The sequence below is a fragment of the Haloferula sargassicola genome (assembly GCF_040362925.1).
Classification (GTDB): domain Bacteria; phylum Verrucomicrobiota; class Verrucomicrobiia; order Verrucomicrobiales; family Akkermansiaceae; genus Haloferula; species Haloferula sargassicola.
In genome coordinates this window covers 1-2,089 of sequence record NZ_BAABRI010000046.1, presented here as the reverse complement: position 1 = coordinate 2,089, position 2,089 = coordinate 1, and the positions used below count along the sequence as shown (strand labels likewise).

2 protein-coding genes are annotated in these 2,089 nt (G+C 53.0%); both read left to right on the top strand.

The genetic code is table 11. The features are described 5' to 3' along the window. Positions 1-245: 245 nt before the first annotated feature. Positions 246-476, top strand: coding sequence for a hypothetical protein (locus ABXH26_RS20495; protein WP_353568969.1), 231 nt, complete (start codon positions 246-248; stop codon positions 474-476). A gap of 5 nt (positions 477-481) precedes the next feature. After that, positions 482-1,657 carry a radical SAM protein gene (locus tag ABXH26_RS20490; RefSeq protein ID WP_353568968.1) on the top strand — a complete coding sequence of 392 codons (1,176 nt, stop codon included), beginning with the start codon at positions 482-484 and terminating at the stop codon, positions 1,655-1,657. Positions 1,658-2,089 lie beyond the last annotated feature (432 nt).

The window sequence follows — 2,089 nt, the reverse complement described above, 5'->3', positions numbered from 1 at the left end:
GTGCCAACCCCCGTCGTCTCACCTCCACCCGCATCCTCCGCTCCAATTCGCCCTTCTGCGATTCCCCTTCCATCGAAGACGAAAAAGCCCCTAGGAGCGTTTTTAGCAATCACAACCTACCCTAGGGCCTATTTTTTCCTGTCCGCCGACAAGGATCTCCGCTTTTCTAGCTAGGAAAACCTTTAAACTGTTCGCCAGAAAACTCTCAGACCACCCAAACCCAAACAATAGAAAGAAAACATACCATGCCACACATCCAACTGACAACAGACGACGGCACCCTGAAGCGCCTCAGCATCACACCGGAACTTCTCAGTGCACATCCTGACTTGAAAGCCGCACTTGACCGCGTGTCAAAGGCAACCGCTGGAACGACCCTTGCCACCTACGGCGAGTCATATGAGCGTGGCGGCGGGCACGACAAGGAACATGACAAGTCCGGTGACCACGGAAAGGAATTCAGCAGAACCGCATAACGCGAATGGTTTTCAAGGTTCACAGCAGGTGCAATATCAACTGCACCTACTGCTACATGTTCAACAAGGGAGACGAGGCGTTCCGTGGGATGCCTCGATCAGTGCCTTGGGAAGTCGTTGAAGGGGTTGCAGGCATGATCAAAGATGATCATGCCTGCAATCCGACTAATGACTATTCTCTAGTCTTTCATGGCGGGGAACCGCTGCTGATCGGACATGACTACTTCTCAAGAATCATGGCCTACCTGACGCAGGAATTGGCATCAATCAAGGTTCGCTACACGATTCAAACAAATGGAATTTTGATCGACAGCGATTGGATTCATCTCTTCCAGAAGTTCAACGTGGTGGTAGGCGTAAGCCTAGATGGGCCACCGAACATTAACGGACTTAATCGCAAGGGATTCGACGGTTCAGATTCGACGCCCAGAGTGCTCGCTGGAATTGCAAAGCTTCAGGAGTCGGAGGTCGTGTTTCCAGGCGTTCTGTGTGTAGTTCAACCAGAGGCTGATGGAGCTGAAACCGTTGAATACTTTTTGAATGAGCTAGGAATTGAGTGGTTTGATCTCCTCTTGCCTGACTACACATACGAGGACATTCCAGATAATTGGGACGATCTGCAGGTTCGCTTTGGCGAGTTTCTGATCAGTGCCTTTGATGCTTGGTTTCCGCACTCGAGGAGAGGTGTGTCTTGCCGCTTTTTCGACAGCTTGCTCTCAAAGTTGACTGGTGGACCTAGCCTAGTGGACACGTTAGGTCGAGATGGACTTGGTGCAGTGATTATAGAGACGAATGGGCTTCTTGAGCCACACGACGTTCTCCGGATCTGCCCAGAATTCGCCCGTGATACCGGGATACAAGTTGGAGCTGGTGCTCTCCAAAGGTTTAGGGAGTCCGCCTCATACCGGCTGGCATCAAATTTGGATGGCCATCACTGCAATGATTGTCTGACATGTGACTTCTTTTCAGTCTGCAAAGGGGGGCACTACATTCACCGCTACAGTAGGAAAGGCGGCTTTTTGAACAAATCTGTGCATTGCAAGGCACTGACAATGGTAATGAATCACGTATATGACAAGCTGTCACACGACACAGAAAATATCGAGGCGAACAAGACGGTGCTGGACAACCGCCTACCCGCCGCCAATTCAAGCATCTCGGTAACTACAGCCCGCAGATAGCAGCGGGAGTGGCGCTCCCGGTAGGCGGTGCCAGACCTCAAACGTTGGCCCGAAATAAGAGCTGGATCTGTGTAGGGCTCTGCGGCTTCTTCGAGTGGAGTGCGATGATGGCAGGGCGGCATGATGGTCGCTCGGAGTGCCAAGGTCGGGTCCAGGATGAGAGTGATGCGACACGGTAGGGCGAGGCGCGAAGCGAGGTGAGCAGTCAACGGACTGGCGTAGATTCGGACAGCTATAGCTGACGCGAGGCGCGACCTTTTGGCGACGGAAGAGCAGAGGCGAGCTTGCTGGGTAAGAAAAAGGCCAACCCCAAAGATAGCTTCGGGCGGTAGCCCCGAAGCTATCGGTTGTTGAACGGGCCCAGGCGGGTTGGACGGGCGGTGTGGCTATCGCTCTTGCGGTTTCAATCCGCGTCTGTGGGTCAACGACTTG